Annotated in this window: 25 protein-coding genes and 5 pseudogenes; 7 read left to right on the top strand and 23 right to left on the bottom strand. The window is 56.9% G+C overall.

The window, feature by feature from the left end:
• Window positions 1-208 precede the first annotated feature (208 nt).
• The 3 genes from AC2444_RS31900 to AC2444_RS31890 all read right to left on the bottom strand — a co-directional run bounded on the left by AC2444_RS31900 (window position 209) and on the right by AC2444_RS31890 (window position 1,226).
• Window positions 209-376 carry a hypothetical protein gene (locus AC2444_RS31900; protein ID WP_164902797.1) on the bottom strand — a complete coding sequence of 56 codons (168 nt, stop codon included), beginning with the start codon at window positions 374-376 and terminating at the stop codon, window positions 209-211.
• A 30-nt stretch (window positions 377-406) separates the two neighbouring features.
• Entirely contained in the window at window positions 407-535 is a 129-nt protein-coding gene (locus AC2444_RS31895; RefSeq protein ID WP_348630197.1) for a YHYH domain-containing protein, read from the bottom strand.
• 496 nt (window positions 536-1,031) lie between these two features.
• Window positions 1,032-1,226 carry a hypothetical protein gene (locus tag AC2444_RS31890; protein ID WP_128449987.1) on the bottom strand — a complete coding sequence of 65 codons (195 nt, stop codon included), beginning with the start codon at window positions 1,224-1,226 and terminating at the stop codon, window positions 1,032-1,034.
• Window positions 1,227-1,315: 89 nt separating this feature from the next.
• On the opposite strand from AC2444_RS31890, the gene AC2444_RS31885 reads away from it, so the two are divergent.
• Both AC2444_RS31885 and AC2444_RS31880 read left to right on the top strand, forming a co-directional pair.
• A complete protein-coding gene (locus AC2444_RS31885) occupies window positions 1,316-1,552 on the top strand; it encodes a spike base protein, RCAP_Rcc01079 family (protein WP_128450091.1) in 237 nt (78 codons plus the stop codon).
• A 249-nt stretch (window positions 1,553-1,801) separates the two neighbouring features.
• Window positions 1,802-1,984: a hypothetical protein gene (locus tag AC2444_RS31880; protein ID WP_128449986.1), complete on the top strand. Its 183-nt coding sequence runs from the start codon at window positions 1,802-1,804 to the stop codon at window positions 1,982-1,984.
• A 384-nt stretch (window positions 1,985-2,368) separates the two neighbouring features.
• On the opposite strand, the gene AC2444_RS31875 is transcribed toward AC2444_RS31880, so the two are convergent.
• Complete coding sequence (locus AC2444_RS31875; RefSeq protein ID WP_128449985.1) at window positions 2,369-3,274, bottom strand: hypothetical protein; 906 nt, start codon at window positions 3,272-3,274, stop codon at window positions 2,369-2,371.
• 34 nt (window positions 3,275-3,308) lie between these two features.
• Window positions 3,309-3,905 carry an alpha/beta hydrolase gene (locus tag AC2444_RS31870; RefSeq protein ID WP_128449984.1) on the bottom strand — a complete coding sequence of 199 codons (597 nt, stop codon included), beginning with the start codon at window positions 3,903-3,905 and terminating at the stop codon, window positions 3,309-3,311.
• 455 nt (window positions 3,906-4,360) lie between these two features.
• Here AC2444_RS31870 and AC2444_RS31865 point away from each other — a divergent pair, with 455 nt between their 5' ends.
• Window positions 4,361-4,549, top strand: a complete 189-nt coding sequence (locus AC2444_RS31865) for a helix-turn-helix domain-containing protein (protein WP_128449983.1) — start codon at window positions 4,361-4,363, stop codon at window positions 4,547-4,549.
• A gap of 94 nt (window positions 4,550-4,643) precedes the next feature.
• On the opposite strand, the gene AC2444_RS31860 is transcribed toward AC2444_RS31865, so the two are convergent.
• Both AC2444_RS31860 and AC2444_RS31855 read right to left on the bottom strand, forming a co-directional pair.
• Complete coding sequence (locus AC2444_RS31860) at window positions 4,644-4,898, bottom strand: gamma-glutamylcyclotransferase (protein WP_128407349.1); 255 nt, start codon at window positions 4,896-4,898, stop codon at window positions 4,644-4,646.
• Between the two features lie 145 nt (window positions 4,899-5,043).
• Complete coding sequence (locus AC2444_RS31855) at window positions 5,044-5,463, bottom strand: Crp/Fnr family transcriptional regulator (protein WP_409566181.1); 420 nt, start codon at window positions 5,461-5,463, stop codon at window positions 5,044-5,046.
• Between AC2444_RS31855 and AC2444_RS31850 the strand changes: the two genes are divergently transcribed.
• Window positions 5,440-5,601: a hypothetical protein gene (locus tag AC2444_RS31850; RefSeq protein WP_164902793.1), complete on the top strand. Its 162-nt coding sequence runs from the start codon at window positions 5,440-5,442 to the stop codon at window positions 5,599-5,601. The two genes, AC2444_RS31855 and AC2444_RS31850, sit on opposite strands and share 24 nt — an antisense overlap.
• Here AC2444_RS31850 and AC2444_RS31845 read toward each other — a convergent pair.
• From AC2444_RS31845 to AC2444_RS31830, 4 genes and pseudogenes are all read right to left on the bottom strand, one after another.
• The gene (locus tag AC2444_RS31845; RefSeq protein ID WP_432431631.1) at window positions 5,589-5,714 is read right to left on the bottom strand and encodes a hypothetical protein; all 126 of its coding nucleotides are present in this window, start codon (window positions 5,712-5,714) and stop codon (window positions 5,589-5,591) included. The genes AC2444_RS31850 and AC2444_RS31845 overlap by 13 nt on opposite strands.
• A gap of 1,467 nt (window positions 5,715-7,181) precedes the next feature.
• Window positions 7,182-7,580 carry a low affinity iron permease family protein gene (locus AC2444_RS31840; protein WP_128449981.1) on the bottom strand — a complete coding sequence of 133 codons (399 nt, stop codon included), beginning with the start codon at window positions 7,578-7,580 and terminating at the stop codon, window positions 7,182-7,184.
• A gap of 89 nt (window positions 7,581-7,669) precedes the next feature.
• Window positions 7,670-8,125, bottom strand: a pseudogene (locus tag AC2444_RS31835) (cysteine hydrolase family protein); the annotation flags it as partial.
• Between the two features lie 27 nt (window positions 8,126-8,152).
• A pseudogene (locus AC2444_RS31830) lies at window positions 8,153-8,659 on the bottom strand (SDR family oxidoreductase); the annotation flags it as partial.
• Between the two features lie 62 nt (window positions 8,660-8,721).
• On the opposite strand from AC2444_RS31830, the gene AC2444_RS31825 reads away from it, so the two are divergent.
• Window positions 8,722-9,015, top strand: a complete 294-nt coding sequence (locus AC2444_RS31825) for a hypothetical protein (RefSeq protein ID WP_012763472.1) — start codon at window positions 8,722-8,724, stop codon at window positions 9,013-9,015.
• A gap of 24 nt (window positions 9,016-9,039) precedes the next feature.
• Here the strand turns inward: AC2444_RS31825 and AC2444_RS31820 are convergent.
• From AC2444_RS31820 to AC2444_RS31805, 4 genes and pseudogenes are all read right to left on the bottom strand, one after another.
• Window positions 9,040-9,335 (bottom strand): annotated as a pseudogene (locus tag AC2444_RS31820) (transposase); the annotation flags it as partial.
• 137 nt (window positions 9,336-9,472) lie between these two features.
• The gene (locus AC2444_RS31815; protein WP_128449979.1) at window positions 9,473-10,369 is read right to left on the bottom strand and encodes a universal stress protein; all 897 of its coding nucleotides are present in this window, start codon (window positions 10,367-10,369) and stop codon (window positions 9,473-9,475) included.
• Window positions 10,370-10,980: 611 nt separating this feature from the next.
• Window positions 10,981-11,430, bottom strand: coding sequence for a hypothetical protein (locus AC2444_RS31810; protein ID WP_003553728.1), 450 nt, complete (start codon window positions 11,428-11,430; stop codon window positions 10,981-10,983).
• A gap of 139 nt (window positions 11,431-11,569) precedes the next feature.
• A pseudogene (locus AC2444_RS31805) lies at window positions 11,570-11,650 on the bottom strand (transposase); the annotation flags it as partial.
• A 71-nt stretch (window positions 11,651-11,721) separates the two neighbouring features.
• Here AC2444_RS31805 and AC2444_RS31800 point away from each other — a divergent pair.
• Both AC2444_RS31800 and AC2444_RS31795 read left to right on the top strand, forming a co-directional pair.
• The gene (locus AC2444_RS31800; protein ID WP_164902796.1) at window positions 11,722-12,234 is read left to right on the top strand and encodes a phosphotransferase; all 513 of its coding nucleotides are present in this window, start codon (window positions 11,722-11,724) and stop codon (window positions 12,232-12,234) included.
• A 113-nt stretch (window positions 12,235-12,347) separates the two neighbouring features.
• Window positions 12,348-12,728, top strand: a complete 381-nt coding sequence (locus tag AC2444_RS31795) for a VOC family protein (RefSeq protein ID WP_128449977.1) — start codon at window positions 12,348-12,350, stop codon at window positions 12,726-12,728.
• A gap of 52 nt (window positions 12,729-12,780) precedes the next feature.
• On the opposite strand, the gene AC2444_RS31790 is transcribed toward AC2444_RS31795, so the two are convergent.
• The 8 genes and pseudogenes from AC2444_RS31790 to AC2444_RS31755 all read right to left on the bottom strand — a co-directional run bounded on the left by AC2444_RS31790 (window position 12,781) and on the right by AC2444_RS31755 (window position 17,770).
• Complete coding sequence (locus AC2444_RS31790) at window positions 12,781-12,993, bottom strand: cupin domain-containing protein (RefSeq protein ID WP_245461281.1); 213 nt, start codon at window positions 12,991-12,993, stop codon at window positions 12,781-12,783.
• 1,068 nt (window positions 12,994-14,061) lie between these two features.
• Window positions 14,062-14,679, bottom strand: a complete 618-nt coding sequence (locus AC2444_RS31785) for a hypothetical protein (protein ID WP_128449976.1) — start codon at window positions 14,677-14,679, stop codon at window positions 14,062-14,064.
• A 75-nt stretch (window positions 14,680-14,754) separates the two neighbouring features.
• The gene (locus AC2444_RS31780; RefSeq protein ID WP_164902795.1) at window positions 14,755-14,910 is read right to left on the bottom strand and encodes a hypothetical protein; all 156 of its coding nucleotides are present in this window, start codon (window positions 14,908-14,910) and stop codon (window positions 14,755-14,757) included.
• 49 nt (window positions 14,911-14,959) lie between these two features.
• Window positions 14,960-15,871, bottom strand: a complete 912-nt coding sequence (locus tag AC2444_RS31775) for a hypothetical protein (protein ID WP_128449975.1) — start codon at window positions 15,869-15,871, stop codon at window positions 14,960-14,962.
• 359 nt (window positions 15,872-16,230) lie between these two features.
• Entirely contained in the window at window positions 16,231-16,542 is a 312-nt protein-coding gene (locus tag AC2444_RS31770) for a hypothetical protein (RefSeq protein ID WP_128450090.1), read from the bottom strand.
• 593 nt (window positions 16,543-17,135) lie between these two features.
• Window positions 17,136-17,288 (bottom strand): annotated as a pseudogene (locus AC2444_RS31765) (ATP dependent DNA ligase); the annotation flags it as partial.
• Window positions 17,289-17,321: 33 nt separating this feature from the next.
• Complete coding sequence (locus AC2444_RS31760) at window positions 17,322-17,471, bottom strand: hypothetical protein (RefSeq protein ID WP_164902794.1); 150 nt, start codon at window positions 17,469-17,471, stop codon at window positions 17,322-17,324.
• A 2-nt stretch (window positions 17,472-17,473) separates the two neighbouring features.
• Window positions 17,474-17,770: a hypothetical protein gene (locus AC2444_RS31755; protein ID WP_128449974.1), complete on the bottom strand. Its 297-nt coding sequence runs from the start codon at window positions 17,768-17,770 to the stop codon at window positions 17,474-17,476.
• Window positions 17,771-17,944: the final 174 nt, after the last annotated feature.

Below are 17,944 nucleotides of genomic sequence, written 5' to 3'. Positions count from 1 at the left end.
ATGCGATCGGCGAGCTTGCAAAGTCGCATCGGGAACGCACAACGCTTGCAGATTATCTAAAGGATGGGCTCGATGAAATGGCCCGCAACTGGGGCTATGAAAACCGGGGAGAGGCGGAAGAACGCCTGACGCTACTTGCGCCGTTACAACGAAGCGGGTATAGATTATCTACAGTCGTGGCGCAAGCCGGACACGCAGCTGCTCAACCTCACCAAAATCCGATCCACAGGCCCCAACCGTGGACCACGCCCACTGGGAAGAAGATGGCCCCGGCTATTAGGAATCCCCACATCTGTTCGGTAAAACAGACGTAAAGATGATTCAGCCAGCCGGCCATAATGCCGATCAGGAGCAGAAACCCCAGGAAATTTCCCATTGCGTTCCCCACGCCGGATTAAAGGTGATTTCAGTGGCAGTGATAGTCACCTGTCTTGTGGTTGGTATGGCACCCGTTCTTATCGAGGCCGCCGCCATGCGCAAAAGCGCTGACTGAAGACAAAGCGATTGCGGTCGCCGCGAGAGCGATTTTTAACATTTTCATCGGCTGAGTTCCCCACCCAGTTACACCTTTAGTGAAGCACGCGCTCGACTAGAAGTCGAGTCGATATCAACCACTGATACACGGTATGTTGACGGATGGTAAACGGTCGGCGGAGAAGATGCCCCGCTATCTCATCTGCCTGGAAGCTGCCCACCCGCACGCCGCACCAACAGCTATTCCCATCGCAACGCCGATCGGGCTAGTGCGAATAAAGTTGTTCCGAGAACCACACCTAGACCGACGCCTATACCAATACCTAAAGCCATCGTTCGTTGCGCTTATTGGCCGCCCTCACTTTCGGCTGGTGATCTCGGCGGTCCTGGCTCGACTTGCCCAGGCGTAAAGAAAGCCATGTACGCCACCGCTATGATCATCGCGACAACGAAGATAGTCAGCACGAATTTGATCATGCCGTGCGTGGCTTTTTTATCTGTGTTGCTCATGCGACTACAACATAGCCGCAGTATAGAAGTTCCGGCCGTTCGGCATGCTAGCCGGTTAGCTGCTTAACGACTTCATCGATCGACTCCCTAACGGGATAAAAGCTCGGCGAGGCATCTTTCCCCAGCACGCTCACATAGATGTGGGTGCTGCTGGCGAACGCCCTGATGGCGACCACATGCTCCGGATTGATAAAGATAATCGGATCCTTAGTGCCCGCGTAGTGGAACGGCACAAGTCTCATCTTGTCCTCCCCAGGTTAGCCCCATCCGCACTGAACGACCAAATGCACTGTTTGTTGCTGCGCATCTGAATTTTAGAAGGACAAAAATGATGGACCCTTCGATTGCTCCGGCATCGCGGGCCGCAGTGGTGACGCCGAACGATACTGCCATTGTCGGTGCGCGCGCCCTCTACATCGGTACGCCGGGCGACGTAGCCATTGCGCCGCGCCGGGATATGGGTCCGGTCATCTTCAAGAATGTGCCGGCCGGGACGATCCTGCCGGTTCATGCGGCCATTGTGGCTCTGACCGGGACCATGGCATCCAGCATCGTGGCGCTGTTCTAGTGGACGACGGCAAGAACATCCCGATGAACGACATCGGGATATTCGTCAAGAATGGTTGAAGCGCGAGCCTTCAACCGCCGACCGCGTGACTGAAGCGGCGTCCGGCGGGAACGTCCCCACCTCCCCGAACCGGCGGGCGTCAAGGCGCCGATCTGCGTTCATTTAAGCGTCGATACGCGCGCTGTTGCTTGTCGACAGGAACTCTCTCTGGCGCGGCGGGTTTTCTCTAATCACGGCAAGGAGAGCGAGATGGACAAGGACACGAAAGCCCAGCAGGCGATCGAGGAGACCGGCAAGAAAGCAGTCGACGGTCAGGATCAACCGGCTGCGGGTCCTCATGACAAGGAGCACTTGCAGGACGAGAGCAAGACGCCCGGCGCCGGAGCGTTGCCCGACAAGTGCGACGAGAGCGTGTCACCAGGAAGCGGTTAAAAAAAGGGGCGCTCGACCCGATGGGGAGCGCCCGAACCATCCCGGCGACGTTTGCGGCGGAGGCCGGAGATTGGTTGAGGAGAATGCCGTCCGAGTCGGAGTGGTCGAGCAAGCGCGTCATGAACGGAGCCGGAACGACGGGTTCATTCATCTTTCTTTGCACACAGGATATCCACAGCCCGCCCACAGCCTAACCGCCCCCAACGAACTTTGGGTGCGGCCGTACTGCAACTCTTCTTACGAGTTTCATCACCCCGATACCGTGATGTGCTGTTAAGGCGTATCGTGACGAACTCCTTGAGCGCCAGGCGACGGGACGCTCGGAGTCGGGAAGCGGCCGGCGGACCTCGAAGGTCGCTTCCCGAAAGGCCCGGGAAAGATACGTCACTCAGGACCTGTGGACGCTTCCTCGCCAGGTCTCAGGGAAACGGACTTTCGTCGCTCGCGGCATTTCGCTGTTCTTCTGGCATCCCGCAGTTCGTCTAGCGTCGGCTGCCACCAGCCACGGATCTTCTCATATTCTCCCGGTGGATCTCGTAGCGGCCAGGTGTGCACCAGTTCCTCGAGCGTGGCGGCGCGCCATTCGGCCCACACGTGTTCATCGCTCGCATCGGGGTGGTGTTCAACGACTTCTTCCGGATCGACGATCTCGCCCGTCACTTCGGTGATGACAACGATTCCGAATGCCGAGGTCGCGACGGGCCTGCTGATGGGAGGAAGGTCGTCGCTCGACACCGGCAACCGACGCTTCTTTCGCTCCTGAGTGCGACGCCGTGCCTTCGCCTCCTCTTCGGTGCCCTTACGCGCTTCGGCACGCTTGCGCCGCTCCTCGGGCTCTGCCCTCCTGGCCGCCTCTTCGATCGCCTCCCACCGGTGCTGAAGATCGTCGTACGATGCGAACGGAATTTCCCAAACCTTGTCGTCGCCGTTCCAGCGAGCGAAAGGTATCTGACGGAGCTCGTCAACGACCGTCCGGGAGAACGGCGTCTTGATTCGGAAGCCGCGGTCGTAGACCTGAAGGTATGAACTGAGGATCGGTTCGAACTGATAGGCGTCGCGCCCCCTTTCTTCTTCGAAGGGCGAGTGCCGAGCATCTTCCGAGGCCAGCCAGCGATCGATGCGGCGGCGCGCCGTCTTGCCGGGCACCGTCCATGCCTGGAGTGTGTCGCTCCACCGCGCGTTCGGGAAGACTTCCCGGAACCTGGCGACGGTCATCCGGTCGAACGCGAAGGCCACCGTTTCCTGTAACGGTTCGTCTGCTCCAGATTGCTGGCGTTGCTCGTCGGTCATCAAAGGAAAACGGTCAAGTTGGGATGCGGTTCGCTCAAGGAAGGTTCTTCTTCAAGAAAGACAGCGCTTTCTGTGCGCCAGCGCTGGAGATCGTGTGTCCCGTTCCGCGCTCGACGTCCAGCTCGACCTTGAAGCCGGCCGTTCCGAGCTGCGCGGCGGCGAGCCTCGAAGCGATAGGCGGTATGGTCGTATCGTTCTCTCCATGAACGAGCAGGATCGGCGTGCTGTTGCTCACGGGCGAAATCGGCTGCGGCGGAAGGAGACCTGAGAACGCGACGAGCGCGCCGGCATGCCAGCGGCCGGAGGCAACCGCGTCGAGCGCGACGATGGCACCTTGCGAGACGCCGACGAAGGCAACCCTGTCATGAGCCTCGGCAAAACCTTCCCTGCGGACGACGTCGCTTATGAGAACGTCGAAGGCCTCGCGCGCGGTTCGGATACGTGCTGCATCGAGAGGGTTTCCCTCGGTCGAAAACCACTGGTGCCCATATCGATGATGCATCGGGGCGTCTGGAGCGACGAAGCGGGTGTTCGGAAGCTTTGGTCGCCATGATGACGCTAATGGCATGAGCTGAGCGCCAGACGCCCCGATGCCGTGCAAGAATATGACGAGGTGATCGTGAGAGGCCATGGTTTTCCGTGGATTGCTGAAATGGACCGAGGGGGCTCACCCGAAGAAGGGGAGCCGCCCTCTCACCCCGACGCGCGAGCATCGACGCGGACGCCGGCGGACATCTGCGGAGCTTCGCGATTATGGGGTGGCCCGACATAGATGGGTGCCGATCGCGCCCTTCGCAAGCGCCCGCTCAAGGGCGGTACGCTACCAGACACTTCGCTCAAGGTGTTGAAGCGGCTTGGCAATCCACCCATATATCGGAAAACCCTCAAGGAACATTCCAATGGTAAGCAGGATCAGACGCACTCTGACCGTGCAGGAACGCGCGGAAGCATTCGAGCGAACAAACAAGGCCGCGGCCGAAGCCGCTGAAGAGGAACGCAGACGACGCGAGGAGAAGAACGAACGCCTCCGACAGCTACGTGTCGCCTCTGAAAACTGAAGACCATTTACAACGGAAACGACGAGACATGGAGCAGATCTCCACTCCCAAGACCGCGGCATCTCATCGCCGCGAGGCGCGGCTCGCCAAAGGCTACAGTCTGGAAGACCTTGCTGTAGCAACTGGCCTCACTCTGGCGGAACTCGCGGCTGCGGAGGAACCTGGCGCGGAGGTTCCTCAAAACCACCTCGCACGTATTGACCACGCTCTCGCGTGAGACGCGCTCGGTTGTGTCGGGCCGCGACGCCGGACCCGCGTATCGCAAAAATGCCTAATCACGAAACCAAGCATTACCTCGAAATGGAGCGGTTTCAGCCACTCCTCGCTTGCAAATAGCCGATCGCAGAAATGGGAACGCCGCCGCCTATCAGAGCGACTTGGCGAATTCTTCTGAAGCTTCCAGGCTTGCCGACGTCCTCGAGCTTGTCGAGCACCGGGAGCCGATTTGCGTCTAATTCGTAAAGTTCGCCATGGTCTCGCATGCCTCGCCGGCTTTGTCCAACATAGGTAGAAAACCCCCGATCAGCATTGGGTAAAGACTCGAACTTGATTTCGAACTTGAGCACGCAGTGAAGCTTTCCTAGACGCGCTTGCCGCGATCATGCAGTCGCGCATGGTGTGCCAAAGCGTCGACCTGGCCTTCTTCGAAGACGACCGTTCGACAGCGTCGGGGGTTGACAACAGCAACGGCGGATCAATTCCGACCCGTTCCTATGAGGCGAGCTCATGGACGAGGCCTCGCTCCGCCGGTCCGTATGCGGGTCCCGCAAATTCTTCGAGCGCTGCCCTGTCGCGGACTGTCACCAAACTCCGGTTGGAGTATATCAAGCGCTTTCCCTCGAGTACATGCAGCGCGTCCGTGACGCCCGAGCGACGGGACGCTATCATGACAGCCAGAAACTCATGCGTGACGTCGATGTGGTTGCCATCGACACGGTCGTCGATCAACAAGATCCACCGAGCGAGTCGCGCATCGACGTGGTGCACTGCATTTGACAGCGCCGTATATGCGGTCTGCGTGAAGAGACGCGCGGTGAAGGACTCGAGCGTCTCTCTCGATGACCGGCTTTCTTCAACCAAGCGCCGGAGAGCGTCCCGGCCGATACGATGGCCGTGACCCGAAACCTGCATCATGAACTCGAAGGGCTGCCGGCTGGCGTCGGCCATCGTTGCCAAGGGGGTGACGCCCTCACGGCCGACAAGGCCGACTTCCGCTCGTTCGCCGAGGACACCGCCACCATTGAGGCGACGCCGGCCTACGGGAAGTAGTCATAGGCGATCGCGCTGTCCTTGTGACCGATCTGAAAGTCCCGAGGTAGATCGATCGGCTGGAGGTGGAACCAGCGCCCAGGCATCGACGGAAAGAGAAGCGAGAAGATCATCTCGAATTTCGGACTGAAGGATGACGATGCCCCCCAAGGATGTGGCAAGAGCAGAGCGTCTCCCAGTCGCGCGCGCCGGTAAAGTTACACACGATACCCGGACTATCCTGCTTCCCGCGACCGCAAGGACGTTCCGATCCTCTTCGTCCGGCGCCGTACGGAAACCCTCTCGTCTCTCCGACGTTCCCATGGAATGTCAACGGGAGGTTCCCATGCTATCAAGACTCTCCGTTATCGGCGCTATCGCAGGGCTGCTGTTCCTATTCGCGGGACTCGTCCAGTCTGGAACATATGTAGCGGCAACCGCTATCGGCATGGCGGCGCTCCTCGCTCTGGCCTGCGTCCTCATCCGACTGAAGCAATATCGACCCGATATTCTCGGAGCCGGTCGGAAGCTGCCATGACTGAACCCGCTTCTGGCCGCGTCGGTCCCGCCTCGCCTTCCTATTTCTGCCTGGTGTCCGCCCTCACTCCTGGCGTTTGCCCTGCCGGCCTCTGGACGGCCTTGAAGCGAGCATGGTGCGCTCCCAAGGTGCGGCCGGAACGAACCGCGGACGTGGAGGTTAATCGGTGCATCAGCAACCGCGTCAAGCAGGGAGAATCCGATGAACCGCCGTAACATGCTGAAGATCGCAGCCGTCGCACCGTCGCGAAGTGGGAGATTGCCGAGCAGGAGACGATTGCCGACATCCTGAAGTCCATGGAGATGGGCGGCAAGGCCGAAGGTACATTGAAGCCACCGTCGAACTCGAGAAGATGCTCGACGCCGAAGGCAAGGCGTCTCTCGACGAGTTGAAGAACGCTTCCGGCCGGGAGTTCGACGCCGCTACCTTACCGCGCAGCTCGACGGACACAAGAAGCTGCTGACGATCCAGGAGGATACTTGAAAGTTAGTCAGGACAGAGAGCACCTCAGCGTCACCAAGCTGGCCCGCGGTCAGATCAAGGAGCATATCGATCATCTCGACACGCTGAAGCCGAAGGCGGGCTGAATTCTTCGCGAGTTGACAATCCAACTGTCATGAGCGTCGGTGACCACGGATGTACTGGCACCACGCGCCAAGGCCGGGACCAGTTCCCGGCCTTTCGGTATCTAGCTTTCGGCGACGGCGGCAGCGAGCGCCCTTTGCGACTGTGCCTGTCCGAACGGTTTGGCGAGCCTCGGCAGCGTCGATTCCTCATCGCTTGGAAGATCGCCGTAGCCTGTCGCCAGGATCAGCGGAATTCCGGGGTAGCGGTCGATGATTATGCGGGCGAGATCGGATCCCGAGGGTCGCGGAGACCGATTAGTGGCGCAAATGCAGGCGCTTGTCTCCGGTTGTTTGGGCGCATCGATCCACTACATGTGTCTCCAAGCACAAAGACTTCGACGAGGTACTCGAGCTAGGTCCGTTGCCGGACGTCGTCATCACGGATCACGCGATGCCTCATACGACGTCAATCCCAGCAATTGCGAACGCCAGGCGCGTCAGGCAGACGCCTTGTTGCGCTGCGCCTTTTCGTCCGCGACGTCCTCGACGCATTCCGCCTTTTCGGCAAGCGTCCTGCTCATCTCGCGCAAGGACTCCTCGTCGAGCCTTTCGATGCCTACAAACTTGTTTTGAGCCTGCGACGTCAGGATCAGTTCGTCCAGCTTGGCCTGTAGCGCTTTGCCGTCTCTGTTCTGCGAATTCTGAAGGACGAACACCATCAGGAAGGTAATGATCGTCGTCGAGGTGTTGATGACGAGCTGCCAGGTCTCGGAATAGCCGAAGAAAGGGCCTGAGACCGCCCAGGCAAGGACGAGCGCGGCCGCCAGCACGAAGGTGCCAGGCTTGCCGGAGAGATCTGCGATGGCAGTGGCGAATTTTGAAAAGAACTTCGACATGGTATCTCCTGTGCTCCCTGCTCAGGAAAACGTGGTCAAGCGTAAAGGAGTTCCGCACCAGGGACTTAGGTCCGGGAAAGAGGTCTCATCTAGCGGACCTGAAACAAAAAAGCAGCCGTCTCCATGATTTCTAGCTGGACGGAGAACCGCTCTCCCAGCAGTTTCTTGGATGCGTCGCGAGTCTCGTCGGTGCCGCTGAAGACGGCGTCTTTCAGCAGGATGACTTGGTAGCCCAGGTCGATGGCTCCCTAGATCGCGGCGCTTACGCAGACATCGGTTTCACCGCCGGTCACAACCAGCGTTCGGACGCGCTCGCTTTGAAGCTGGCCGTCCAGCCTTCCGTCCACCCAGGGCGAGTATGCCGATTTGTCGAAGACGCGCGCGGGCGGAACGAGACTGCGCAATTCGGGCAGGAGGTCGACAAGCTCCGAGTGCAGGTGCTCGCCCGTCATCATCCACCACTTCTCATAGTAGGCCCTCCACGTTCCACGTGCCGCCGCCGGGTTCGGCGGCGGCACGAACCGCGTGAAGATCGTCCTCTCCGGTTAGCGCGGGAGAGTTCGATAACCGCGGTGACGTCCAAGTTCTAACGCAAGCTGCTCGGTCATCGCGACCTGAGCGGCCTTGGTGGCGCTGTAGGCTGTCGCACCGGGATTGGTGAACGTCCTGACACCATTGATGGACGACACAACGACGATCGCCCCGCCGCCGTTCGCCTTGAGGAGAGGAACAGTCTTGTTGAGCGCCAGGTACGTGCCGCGCAGGTTGACCCGGATAGTGGTATCCCACTCGTCAGGCGTCAGATCGTCGACAGGCGCCCACACGCCGTTAATGCCGGCGTTGGCCACGACCGCATCCAGCCGGCCAAACCGCGTAGCGATATCCTCGGCTGCGCGGCCCATGTCAGCTTCGGACGAGACGTCGCCACCTATGCAAAGCACGCGTTCACCGTCCACGAGAGTTGTCGCTATCGACTTCAAGGCTTCGAGGTCTTGGTCGAACAGAGCGAGGTCATGTCCGCGCGACGCGAGTAGCCGTGCAGTTGCCAGCCCTATACCTGAACCCGCGCCAGTTATGATGAACTGGACGGGAACCCGCTCGGCATCTGTGCATTTCAACGTTTTCGAACAGGAGACATAGAATGCAGATCTTAGACACTCGAGTAGGCAATGTTCACGAAGGCACGATCACCGTTGAATTCACCGGGGAAGGTAATGAAGCGGTCTCCGTTCGCATGGCCACCGACGGCAGCGTCGACGGCGACGGTGCCGTGCGTCGGGCGAAGGCCTTGATGGTTCAGATCGCGACGTTCGGCGACGACGATGCTTCTGAGACCGATGAACCGCCCGCCATGACCGGACCTGAGGATGACGTCCTTGTCACTTCTCCCTCGGCGGCCAGCGACGCACCGGTGATGAACATGCCGCGGAACTGATTCATTGAGCTGTCCTGTCGCTTTCGCAACAGCTTTCCGCTTGGCCGCGGGCGTCACCACTTCTTTCCCAAAAGGTCTTTCAAGGCAGCATTGTCGAGCATCGCATCCGCCAGAAGCCGCTTCAGCTTCGTGTTCTCGTCCTCAAGCGTCTTCAGCCGCTTGGCCTCGGACACCTCCATGCCGCCCTACTTGGCCTTCCATTTATAGATGCTGGCATCGCTGACGCCATGCTTGCGGCAAAGCTCCGAGACCGGCGTGCCTGCCTCGTGCTCCTTCAATATGCCGATGATCTGTTCGTCTGTGAAACGATTGCGCTTCATCCTCTGGTCCTCTCAAGGGCCAGAGCTTACTTCAAAATGGATTATTTCAACGGGGCAAGGTCACGTCTCCAGGATGAACTCAGCAAACTCATCGCTATTCAGCTCAGCCCAACGTCGGCATTCCAGAGCGGAGCCCACTAAAAACTGGGAGGAACCACCAGCACATCACTCTCGATCTCATTCACAATTCGAGATGACACGCTGCCCAGGAGGAAATTCATCACGTCTGTGCGGCCATGGGTCCCAACAATGACAAGGTCGAGGTCCCCCTGGTCTACCACTGGGCGCAGGGCGTCCACCACGTCACCATCTCTCACAGTGATATCGAACCTGTTCGGCGCGGCCGCGCCAGCGGCCTCGACGGCGAACCGCGCGCATTCATCGATCGCGAACTGTTCAACTTGGCGTAGGTAAGCCGCCTTATCCTCCGCCCACATCCGGTAAGGCGGATCGATTACGTGAAAAAGTCCATACCGGCCATTGGGGAACCAATTCAGGGCAACCTGCAAAGCGGTGCTAGAGGACGCCGTTAGGTCGGTGGCCACCAACATTCGTGACCTTGTGTCGAGGAGCTTCTTCTTCACCACGAGCACCGGAACAATTGATGACCGCGCCAGAGCCATGACGGTGCTGCCCATCGGCAGTACGCCCAGTATCATGCTTCTTGCCAGGCCGGTGACGATCAGATCAGCCCGCTCTCGCGTGGCCAGTGCCTGAACCACTGTTGCCGGTCTTCCGCTTTTGACGAGAACGGACGAACGAAGACCCTCGATCCCTGCCAGATCCTCGCGCAGGCGCTTGGCTTTTCGGCGCGCAGCGATCTGATGAGCATGGCGGATCGAGGCGTTGGCAGCTATGCCGGCATCGTCGATTGCGTGAACAGCTGTGAGACTGGCACTCCATTCGATGGCAAGCTGCACCGCGCGATCCTGCGCGCGATCACATCGCGCCGTGAAGTCGGTGGCGAAAACAATATGACTTGGTATCTGGTTGACGACTGCATCGCCCGACACATCCAGTGAAGGATTGAACATGTTTCTATTCCCGTGATCTGAGACGCGTCGGTCGCTTGATGCCGTCCGGCACGTCGGCGGCAGGCTTTGCCGACCGCATGGCTACGTTCTTCGCGACCGCAGATCGCTGAATGTTCCAGCACAGTTGCGGTTTCGCAAACTCGTCGCGTACAAAAGCAGGAGCTATATAGATTGAACCCAAGACGCGGGAGCGACAGAACCCGGTCCGGGTCTAGTGCTCCGCGATAGAGCAGATCCGGATGCAAGAGCAGGAGTATATCTCTCGGGTCTTCATAACTCCATCTTCGCCCGCGAGCATCAACGAGTCAAGTCGAGGGCACTGGGACGCATAAGCGAAACGGCGGGAACCCCGGTGATCCCTATGACGGCGGCGATGCTGCGCGACCAGAAGATGACGCTACCCGACGTCGGCAGCGAAGGCTTGTTTCCGACCCCCTCCCCGCGACGCTTGCGGCGAGAGCTACACTGTCGTGCAGGTGCCCGGTACAGATTCATCGGCGGCTCGAATTAACTCGTATAATTTTATTGGAAATCCTACCGCAACCATAACTTGTCCCATCTTCTTGTGGTGTATGTTTTGTTCCCTGCCGTCGCGAGATCTCGGCTCGGCGTCAATCCTGGTTTGGTAACGGCTTCCCCTCGTAGCGCACGCGAAAATTCCTTCTGTGAAAATCCTGCTCGAAGCAGACGAAGATGAGCTCCAGGTCATTGGCGCTGTCGCGCTTCCCAAGGAGGCTTAGCGTGACAACGATAACGCCGCTGTATCCGCGCGTTAGGCGGAAAGCCGCGTTGCGGATGTCAGTCCCTACCGGATCCTTCCGGTCTTCGCGGCGCTCATAGATGACCCAGAAGCGGGCAGCATCCCAAGTCTGCCGTAGGATTTGACTGACCTCTGCCTTGAACTCTTCGGCATGCATTGCCGGACCCCAAGACAATGCCGTCTCGCCCGCATCGCTCGCGACATTGAGGTAACCGTCATATTGGTAAACGCCTGACAGTGACCGCTCGATCATCTCGAATGCGGTGTTTTCGCTGATTGTTGTTTTGAAGAGAATTGCCATGAAATCGCTGGGTGCCACTGCCGATCGATGAGACGGCGAGATTACTGGGTGTCGCCTGGGCGAGCAACGGAGACTAGTTCATCGCGGTAATCGTAACGAACGGTTGAAAAACGCGCCGAGATCGTTGTCCGGCCGTCCAAAGCTCCGAGACCGGCGTGCCTGCCTCGTGCTCCTTCAATATGCCGATGATCTGTTCGTCTGTGAAACGATTGCGCTTCATTCTCTGGTCCTCTCAATGGGCCAGAGCTTACTTCAAAATGGATTTTCAACGGGGCAAGGTCACCTGGTAGGGTGCCCCGGGAATCAGGCCACTTCCATGATGGTCAGCTCTCGGCGGCTGCGGCATTGTTGCGGCGCTTTCACGATGCGACAGCAAGCCTAGTCCAGGACGTAGACAGTGGGACTGAAGTGATTTGCCACAATGATTGGGGACCGCCCAACGCCGTGTTCATCGACGGCTTGCCCACGGGCATCATTGACTTCGACACTATCGTACCCGGTCTTCGCCTCTGGGATTTGGGTTACTCAGCCTTCGCCTGGCTCGATCTCGGCAATCCGGACTATACGGGCGACGAACAAATTCGACGGCTATTCGTGTTTGCCAAGGGATATGGATCAAAGCAGTGCTCGGCCGCCGCAATCGCCACCTACGCTATCGCGCGACAGACCGCGCTGGCGGTATCAGGAAAAACACGAGGGAATGCCGATATTGCCGCCTGGGCAGAATCGGCGGCAATATGGACCGTTCTTAATGTGACCGAGCGATTGGCACCTACCGGCTATGGACTGATAGCGCGGGTCTAGCAGCGTCGAGCATTGCTGAACAAGTACCTGCCTAAATGAAGTCCGCGAGCGTCAGGCTAGTTTGCCCCTTTCTGGCAAACAACATTCAGTCTGAGCAAAAAAGGAGGCACCAGTTGCAACTGAGTTTGGAGCTATTTGTCGAGAGCCCTGAAAAATCGCTTGATTTCTATCGGCGGGTTCTGGGCTTTGAAGTCCAGGGCTCGCCAAGCACCGAATACACGATGTTGCAAAGCGGTGACGCGGTGATCGCAATCAATTCGCGTAGCGTCCTTTCGACCGATCATCCGCTACGGATCGATACCGGCCAGAGAGCTGGCCTCGGCATCGAAATCGTCTTGAAGGTCGCTGACGTCGAGGATGCCTATCGCGCGGCAAAGGTGAGCGGCTGGCCGCTCTCCGATCTTGCTCTGCAGCCTTGGGGGCTGCGCGACTTTCGCCTTGTCGATCCCGACGGCTATTATGTCAGAGTGACCGGCCGCAAAAACGAAACTTAACGTCGAGGACTTCCGCGACCTGAGATCGGTCCGTGCGCAATACAAATACCCCCTATTTCTGGATCGGCCCGACGTCCTCGTCGGGGTAATGGATCGTTTCATCACCCGGTCGGCGTGAGCCAACAATCAGGAACATGCCCGGCCGATCAGAGCGGTTCTGGATGTGATGGCCGTTCCCCTCACCTGCCGGAAAGGCCGCGAACATTCCAGGCGTCACTTCGTGAGGTCCATCGTCATCGAGCAATGTCAGGGTGCCTTCGAGCACGTAGATAAATTCGCCCTCAACTGCATGCCAGTGTCGGAGTGATGACCCGTCCCCGGTTCAAGCCGCACGTGGTTGACGCCGAACTGCGTCAACGAAAGAGGTTTGGCCAACCTTAGTTCAACCGTACCTGCAAAGCGTTCGGCTTGATCTGGCCTTCATAGCTTGCGCTTGCCGTGCGAGGTGCGGTTGCAAGGCTGCCGATGCGGCTCTCGGACATGGCTCAGGTTCTCTTGGCTGCCGAAGCACGTATAAGGGGACTTTGCTAGTAACCGCGCGGCAGAGGGTCACTTGTATTTGCGCCGAGCTCTCCACAGTAAGCTTTTCGCGCATTCAGTTCTGGGATGTATTCGCCTGCTGAATTGTCATGGCACTTTGAGATCATATCGTTGGCTGCTAATCCCGACCAAATTAACAATACTGCAATGGCGACCAATGCCGATAATGTTATGCCGCCAATGATTCTGAAGGTTCGCATTACCGCATCTCCGAGACGCAAAAAGCCATATGATTTTGCACCGTGTGCCGCAAGTCCATCCTATCGTAGTCTAACTGGGAATGCTGCTCGCCGTTCTTTCAGTTTGAAAACAGGATGCTCTCTTTGCGCCGACGGCGCTTGGGGGCTGGATGGACCCGACGGGCGCGTTCTTGTGGAACCTCAGTTCGAAGCCATCTCGTGCTTCCAGCAAGGAGTCGCGTGGGTTCCTGACGCTTCGAAGAATGCCTGATGCCCAATCGGCCCAGATGGCAAAGCTCGGAACAAGCCCGCTTGCCGCCCGACCTACTACGAGTTCGAGATGTCTCATCATTATCCGGAGAAGCTCGATCCCGACCCGTTCAGAAGCAGCGTCTTATGGATGCAGGCATTCTTGAAACACGGTTTAGACCCTTCGTATCCACCACCAAGGCTGATCGGAGACCAGATACAAGGGAAAGGCTCGATCTCTGTATCATGCAGAGGAATTTTCGGGTGCGATTGAAGCCCCCGCTATCGTCCTGACACGATAGACATCACGGCTGCCGTGGTTGCAAAGCGAGGCGAGATTTCTGTGTTCGAAGACGGGCATCCATCTAGTATGGCGCGTTTTGTATCGTCGCAAAGTTAAATGTGTCAACCATGGTAGCAATGGGGTCTGGGAAATACCGGTAAGTTGCAACGCGCTTCCCATGCACAATGTAGTCTTTTTGCTCGACGTCTCCCATCACAATCAGCGAAACCGTCACCCTGGAAGTTCCCAGCATCTTGAGGGCAACGATTCGTTCCCGTGGGTTCGGGCATTGCTCCCCGACGTCACACAGCCTGCCAATCAATCTCATTTGAGCGAAAGGCTCGAAACCTGCGAAAAACGTACCGCCTATGAACTTAACCTTGTCCTTGAAGGCCGACCATTCTGTTCCGGCGGTAATCTTCTCAAACATGGGGACTGCGTTTTTGAAGGTGAAGTCCTTTGCAACGAAAGGTGCGACCGAAGAGATCAAAAGCGTGACATGCTTTTCGCCAATCCAACAGTCAATCCACAGATGGCTGTCGTCAGGCGCGGTGCGCTCGATGTCGCGACCTTTACAGGCGGGGTCGGCTGCCATGCTAGTATTGGCTGGCCCCCTAACCAGCCACATGGCTGCGGATGATCTCTCAGCGGAGACAGCCCAAAGCGCCACAAGAAAAATGATTGCATAAAATCTTGGCATTAATGTTTCCTGTTCAGGTCCGTTGCGAATCCATATGTGGCTCACCGCTGAGGCCCCAAACGCCAATGCCCGGCGTCAAGTGCGGTACATGTAAAACAGCGCGAGGGTGATGAGCACGATTGCGAAAAAGACAACTATGCGCTCCACCCAGCGCATAAACGCCGATTTCGATGAATTGCCCGTTAGCCACTCGCTCAGGATGTCTCCAAGGAAGAAAAGCAAACTGTCCATTTCTTTCTTTTCCCTGTAACCAGGTCTCAATTAACATCGCGGCTCCTCCTCACAGAGTGCTGAAGCCCGTCTGCACCCACAGCAACTGCTTACCGTCCTTCGACCACGTCGCATCAACGGACATGCCATATGGTATCGATCTAAAGGCCCGCCGAATGACGCCCTTAGTCGGAAATTTGGGCCCGTTCTTTCGGATCGAATACCCGCCGGTAACCCGCTGCGTGCCGTCCGACTCTATGTAAGGGCGAGCGCTACTGAAGTTCGGGGGCACGTCAAAGCCTTGCGCTTCGAACCAGTCGGTTGCGTAGGATAAATTCTCGTAGGAACCCAGCAGTCTGAACACACAGACCTCCGCTTCGTCCGCGTTATCGATCCGATCCCAGTCCATTTCTTTTAGGCGATCTGTCGACAGGTCATCCGTTTCTGCCTTCTTGAGACAGGAAGCTGGATCAGGAAAATCCATCATGGCGACCTTCTTGAACGCGGTCATTTCTTGTTCGAACCTGACATGAAATGGAGGCGTTCCGGGATCAGGCTCGGGACCAGAACTGACCCAGAGCAGCTTGCCGCCATAATAGAGATAGCCTGATAGTTCGTAACCGAGATATGCCAGGACGACATAGGCGGCATAATTCAGCAGCTTGCGGCCGGCGATGCTCCAGATGGTGAGATACCATCTCCAACTCTGCGCCGATTTCCACTCTGTCACCGCCAGAACGATCAACAACGGGATCGTGCCATTGAAGAGATAGCCCGGCGCACGGAATACCACTCCCCATACGAGCGCATCGAAAAACAGCGAACCTCTCGGATTTGCGAGGCCTCCCTGAGGATGATTGGAGAGAGAAAGATGTGTCGGGATGGCGTTCAGAAACTCGAACAACGCCGCGAAGGCGACGATGCATATGATGCATAGGATTGTGACCAGCGCGATCCTCAGCAACCGAACGAGGATTGTCATGTCAAGTGTCCACGGAAGTCATCGCGCTTCAACTGTCCCGCAACTTCAATGATCCAAGCGTAAGGGTTGGTCGCGTGGCCGTGAGCCCACGCTTCCGCCGCATACATTGTCATAGGTTTCGTGTCGAAATGGCTCACGCCGAACATCCTCACAACGTCGGGGTTGTTTCCCAGCGAAAATCGGGCTGCGGCATCATCAGGCTAAGCGGGCCGTAGCCGCAAGCTTGGACCTTCCATGCAAGTCATCATTACCTCGATTGCGAACCGATCAATGGAGTTAGTCTAAGTGAAACTGAGGCTGGCACAATGACCGCTCACGGTGTGTTTAAGCATGCTCGGATAGTCCAGAGGGCTTCCGAGTTACCTAATTACCATATACCCGGCGATGTATCCGAGAGGGAGCATTGCCGCTACGATGTAGCCGGGTCGGTAGTTCGACATCATGGCGATGACGCTGGTTACTAACCCGGTTGCAATTCCAACCGCGAGGACAACTGGAAAGGCATCCGCCGCGAACGCGCCTGGGCCATCCCCTGATCCTCTGGAAAACAAATAGACAATAATCATTGCGACAGTTGCCGCCATAAGCGTCCACCCCTGTCGCCAGAAAGCGAGCGCGACGAAACCGACGATGTACGGCAAAACAAAAAGAATAAAGAACAACATCAGCATATCACTCTTGGTACTTAGGAGAATAAGACCGTCGCGCTGGGCACAGGCACTTTTCCTATCACTGCCATTCGTCATACCTTCCGGCGTCGTGCCGCTTTGTTTCTTTGACTGACTAGAGGAGTCGTACTGGATTGCATCGCCTCGCAACCACTATGAACTGCCATGGCTGGCGGAAAACCATCCAGAATCCTTTACACATGTCTTTCGTTTTCTCTGATCACCTTTACGGTCGTGAAGACACTATTGTTTTCGATTTATATCATTTCCTCACAATTGAGCCGAGCGATTATAGTTGCCCATCTAAAAAACTTTGTTAAACGGACTTGGTATATGTGCTCACCTTCGTTTCTTTAATTTTTCTCATTCCTTTGCCGATCTACGGTGCAGGCGCTTCGACAACAGTTGTCGGAAATGCGTATTCCCTCACATTTTTCAATATACTTTTTCTAAAGATGCTGAGCGGTGGGATCTCGTCGACGGTTTTGCTGGCCAAGAGAATCGAAAGGCCGAATAGAAGGGATCAAGTCGAAGTTACTAGCAAAGACTGAGGGGGTGGCTGTTTGCCGACCGACGAGGCTGGCCAGTGTTGGACCTTAGCGTATGTCGTCCAACTCATAAATCGCCAGTTGATCAGCGGCTTCGCGCAGCCCCTTATAAGAAGCATGCCGCAGCTTGCCGTCATGCGCCCAAGCCCGATATTCGAGCTGAGCGACAAGCTCCGGGCAGACGAAGACGGCATTCCGCTTTCACCCAGTGGCAAATTCTTCTCGCTATGCGGTTTAAGGAAAAGCTATCTCAGCTTCCACGGCATCAGTGATAACGATCTTATGTCCTGCATCTATCAACGCTTGAAGTAGCTGCAGGCCGGAGGTACCGTTCATCTGAGCGAGCGTATAAAAATTAGCTGCATCCACGATAAAGTCGGCCATCTCTACGCCTCGGATGAAATAATAATTTTGCGTATTCCCATATATAGGAACAACAAATACATATGAGATCTTCCCTTGTACGCATCGTTTATGAAATTTCGCAGATTTATGTAATCATCAGGCACAATTATGCTAGCTGCTCTGTCTTCGTCACTTAAGCCGTAATCTTTGGGCGCCTTAGAAAGCTGCAGGGCTGCGATTCTGTAATTTTCAATCAGTTCTGGTGCATTCTGCTTTATATATGAAAAGGCTTCATTGATTTCATTTGGTGTGGGAAGTACAATCTTGGAGTTGCCCATATTTCCGCTCAAATTCGAAGAAGAAATTATATTGTTGCAGTTACTTCTCGATCAGATCGAACCATCTGCTTTCAGCACGACATCCTAAGCTAGGCGTCAGGACTGAATACTACTCCGCTCCTCGTTAGGCGCAACAGCCACACTGTATCGACATGCCTGTCCAACGCCCAAAAG

It is taken from the genome of Rhizobium sp. WSM1328 (assembly GCF_057653715.1).
Note: the sequence above shows the minus strand (reverse complement) of the source record. Positions and strands in the feature narration are given on the sequence as shown.

Coding starts and splice junctions, on each gene's coding strand:
- AC2444_RS31900 (WP_164902797.1), bottom strand. CDS start 376: ATGGGAAATTTCCTGGGGTTTCTGCTCCTGATCGGCATTATGGCCGGC.
- AC2444_RS31895 (WP_348630197.1), bottom strand. CDS start 535: ATGTTAAAAATCGCTCTCGCGGCGACCGCAATCGCTTTGTCTTCAGTC.
- AC2444_RS31890 (WP_128449987.1), bottom strand. CDS start 1,226: ATGAGACTTGTGCCGTTCCACTACGCGGGCACTAAGGATCCGATTATC.
- AC2444_RS31885 (WP_128450091.1), top strand. CDS start 1,316: ATGGACCCTTCGATTGCTCCGGCATCGCGGGCCGCAGTGGTGACGCCG.
- AC2444_RS31880 (WP_128449986.1), top strand. CDS start 1,802: ATGGACAAGGACACGAAAGCCCAGCAGGCGATCGAGGAGACCGGCAAG.
- AC2444_RS31875 (WP_128449985.1), bottom strand. CDS start 3,274: ATGACCGACGAGCAACGCCAGCAATCTGGAGCAGACGAACCGTTACAG.
- AC2444_RS31870 (WP_128449984.1), bottom strand. CDS start 3,905: ATGGCCTCTCACGATCACCTCGTCATATTCTTGCACGGCATCGGGGCG.
- AC2444_RS31865 (WP_128449983.1), top strand. CDS start 4,361: ATGGAGCAGATCTCCACTCCCAAGACCGCGGCATCTCATCGCCGCGAG.
- AC2444_RS31850 (WP_164902793.1), top strand. CDS start 5,440: ATGGCCGTGACCCGAAACCTGCATCATGAACTCGAAGGGCTGCCGGCT.
- AC2444_RS31855 (WP_409566181.1), bottom strand. CDS start 5,463: ATGCAGGTTTCGGGTCACGGCCATCGTATCGGCCGGGACGCTCTCCGG.
- AC2444_RS31845 (WP_432431631.1), bottom strand. CDS start 5,714: ATGATCTTCTCGCTTCTCTTTCCGTCGATGCCTGGGCGCTGGTTCCAC.
- AC2444_RS31840 (WP_128449981.1), bottom strand. CDS start 7,580: ATGTCGAAGTTCTTTTCAAAATTCGCCACTGCCATCGCAGATCTCTCC.
- AC2444_RS31825 (WP_012763472.1), top strand. CDS start 8,722: ATGCAGATCTTAGACACTCGAGTAGGCAATGTTCACGAAGGCACGATC.
- AC2444_RS31815 (WP_128449979.1), bottom strand. CDS start 10,369: ATGTTCAATCCTTCACTGGATGTGTCGGGCGATGCAGTCGTCAACCAG.
- AC2444_RS31810 (WP_003553728.1), bottom strand. CDS start 11,430: ATGGCAATTCTCTTCAAAACAACAATCAGCGAAAACACCGCATTCGAG.
- AC2444_RS31785 (WP_128449976.1), bottom strand. CDS start 14,679: ATGCCAAGATTTTATGCAATCATTTTTCTTGTGGCGCTTTGGGCTGTC.
- AC2444_RS31780 (WP_164902795.1), bottom strand. CDS start 14,910: ATGGACAGTTTGCTTTTCTTCCTTGGAGACATCCTGAGCGAGTGGCTA.
- AC2444_RS31775 (WP_128449975.1), bottom strand. CDS start 15,871: ATGACAATCCTCGTTCGGTTGCTGAGGATCGCGCTGGTCACAATCCTA.
- AC2444_RS31770 (WP_128450090.1), bottom strand. CDS start 16,542: ATGCTGATGTTGTTCTTTATTCTTTTTGTTTTGCCGTACATCGTCGGT.
- AC2444_RS31760 (WP_164902794.1), bottom strand. CDS start 17,471: ATGGCCGACTTTATCGTGGATGCAGCTAATTTTTATACGCTCGCTCAG.
- AC2444_RS31755 (WP_128449974.1), bottom strand. CDS start 17,770: ATGGGCAACTCCAAGATTGTACTTCCCACACCAAATGAAATCAATGAA.